2 protein-coding genes are annotated in these 2,597 nt (G+C 60.6%); both read right to left on the bottom strand.

Going from position 1 to position 2,597, the window contains the following annotated elements:
• Positions 1–125: 125 nt before the first annotated feature.
• On the bottom strand, positions 126–863 hold the full coding sequence (istB, locus tag JZX87_RS30900; protein ID WP_029869867.1) for an IS21-like element helper ATPase IstB: 738 nt from the start codon (positions 861–863) through the stop codon (positions 126–128).
• Positions 864–875: 12 nt separating this feature from the next.
• On the bottom strand, positions 876–2,405 hold the full coding sequence (gene istA / locus JZX87_RS30895; protein WP_206829638.1) for an IS21 family transposase: 1,530 nt from the start codon (positions 2,403–2,405) through the stop codon (positions 876–878).
• Between the last annotated feature and the right edge of the window lie 192 nt (positions 2,406–2,597).

Here is a 2,597-nt window from a genome sequence, read left to right as displayed (position 1 = left end):
TGCTGATTCCGATGAAGCCGCCCCTTTGTTCCGAGATGATTGCGCCCCGTGATTCCGGGATGATCTCGCCCCCTTCCGAGGAGGTCTGCAGGCAGGTATTGTTGTCAATTCGTTGAGGCGACGTGTCAAGCGCTACGCGGCAGGTTTCGGCGCAGACTGTCGCCGCTTAACTCGACGCGATGGGCGTTGTGGACGAGGCGATCCAGAATGGCATCGGCATAGGTCGGGTCTCCAATGACGCCATGCCAGGCGGATACGGGGAGCTGGCTCGTAATGATCGTTGACCGGCGGCCATAGCGGTCCTCGAGTATTTCCAACAGATCGTGTCGCGCCGGTTCGTTGAGCGGTTCGAGACCCCAATCATCCAAGATCAGGACCTGGACATGACCCAGCGTACGTTGCAGCCGGGCATACCTGCCGTCGCCGCGAGCAAGCGCGAGCTGGGCAAACAGCCTTGGGACGCGCTGATAAAGAACAGAGCGATCGTCACGGCACGCCTTGTGACCGAGTGCGCAAGCTAGCCAGCTTTTTCCGACACCTGAGGGGCCGCAGATTGCCAGATTGTCGTGAGCATTAATCCAGTCGCCCCCGAGGAGCTTCATGAAGAGTGCGCGATCGAGGCCGCGTGCACTGCGATAGTCGACATCTTCCGGGGTCGCCTGGTGGCGCAGCTTGGCGAACCTGAGCCGGGCAGCAAGCTTGCGATCGTAGCGGGAACTCCATTCCCGTTCGAGCAGCAATCCCAGCCACTCAGCGTGCGAGAGATGTTCAGCTTCACCGTTGGAGATGAGCTCCCCAAAGGCCTTTGCCATGCCGGCCAGGCCCATGGCGTTGAGTTTGTCGAGTGTTGGATGAGCAAGCATTCTTCTTTCTCCTTAGTGGTAGTAGCGAGGTCCGCGGATGTTTTCGTGGTGGATAGGCTCATGCGTGGCTGGTCCATTGGTGGTGGCGGCTCGATCGAGATGATTGTCGAGGATGGAGCGCACCGAACCGTAGGTCCGGGCTCCGATCTCCAGCGCACGGCTGCAAGCAGCATTCACTCTGTCGCGCCCAAAGCCTTTGTTCAGACGGATAATTCCCATGCACGCTCGAAAGCCCTGCTCCGGGTGCGGCCGGTCGGCGAGGATCTTTTCGCATAGCAACGCAACCTCCGGCCCGATGGACGTGGCCTCGCGTTGAATGCGTTCGATCGTCCAGTCGGCAAAACGGCGGTGGGCCGAGGGCATGTGATCGGGGGTCGTCGTGTGCTTGCCGTTACCGCTGGAGCGGCGATGAGCGGCTATCCGTTCGCCTTTGTGGAAGATCTCGATCGTATTGGCGGTGATGCGCGCCTCGACTTGCTCGCGAGCGAAGCGATACGGGACGGAATAATAATGCCGCTCGATCTCGACGTGGTAATCCAATCCAGCACGCCGGATACGCCATTCCGCAAAGACATAGCGTTCCACAGGCAATGGCCTTAGAGCAGGCAGGTCGAGCTCTTCAAATAATTGGCGGCGCGTGACGCCGACCCGGCGGAGGACCCGCCTGTCGTTGAGATCATGCAGCAAGTCGGCGATCGCCGCGTTGACCTCGGCGAGATTGTAGAAGGTGCGATGGCGAAGGCGGCCCAACAGCCAGCGTTCGACGATACGAACCGCGGCCTCGACTTTCGCCTTGTCACGAGGGCGTCTCGGCCGCGTCGGCAGGACGGCGCTGCCATAATGCGCCGCCATCGCGCTATACGTCCGGTTGACCTGAGGATCGAAGTGGCACGCCTTGATGATCGCCACCTTGGCATTGTCCGGAACAAGCAACGCCGGCGCGCCGCCGAAGAACTCCAGCGCCTGGATATGGCATTCAATCCAGTCGGGAAGCGTTTCGCTCCAGCGCGCCTGGGCGTAGGAGAGGCTCGATGCACCCATAACCGCAACGAACAGGTGGGCCTGTCGTGTCATGCCAGACAATCGGTCGACTACGACGCTAACGGTGTCGCCGGCGTAATCGACAAACAGCTTGTCGCCGGCTGCATGATCCTGCCGCATCGTCACCGGTAGCTTCAACGCCCAGCCGCGATAAAGGTCGCAGTATCGACTATAGCGATAACCATCCGGATGAAGACCGATGTATTCGTCCCATAGGATCTGCAGCGTCACATGCTTGCGCTTCAGCTCGCGGTGGACCTGCGCCCAAACTGGTTCCGGCGCGCGGCGATGTCCTATCTTCGTCCCGGCCCCCCTGTAGAGGGCCGCCTCCAGGACTGCGTCGCTGACGTCGTCACCAAGGGGCCACGACAGGCCAGCAACCGCTGCACGCCGTAGCGTCTCGCGCACCGTCGACGGCGCAGTCCCAACCCGTACCGCAATCGACTTGTGCCCAAGTCCTTGCTCAAACCGATATCTCAGTATCTCGCGGACACGCCGCATCTCCACTCTCTCCGCAGGCATTGCGTTCCTTCCTCCTCGACCTCGAGGGAAGAAACTTCACACCTGCAGAACATCCTTCAAAGATGCCTCAAAAAGGGGCGGCATCATCTCGGAACGAGGGGGCGACTATTTCTCGGAATTAGGGGGCGACATCATTTCGGAATCAGGGGGCGGGTTGCCTCGGAATTTGCA

Origin of the sequence: Agrobacterium sp. Ap1, from assembly GCF_017313375.1 — a bacterium.
Classification (GTDB): domain Bacteria; phylum Pseudomonadota; class Alphaproteobacteria; order Rhizobiales; family Rhizobiaceae; genus Neorhizobium; species Neorhizobium cellulosilyticum.
This window is presented reverse-complemented; position numbering and strand designations above follow the sequence as displayed.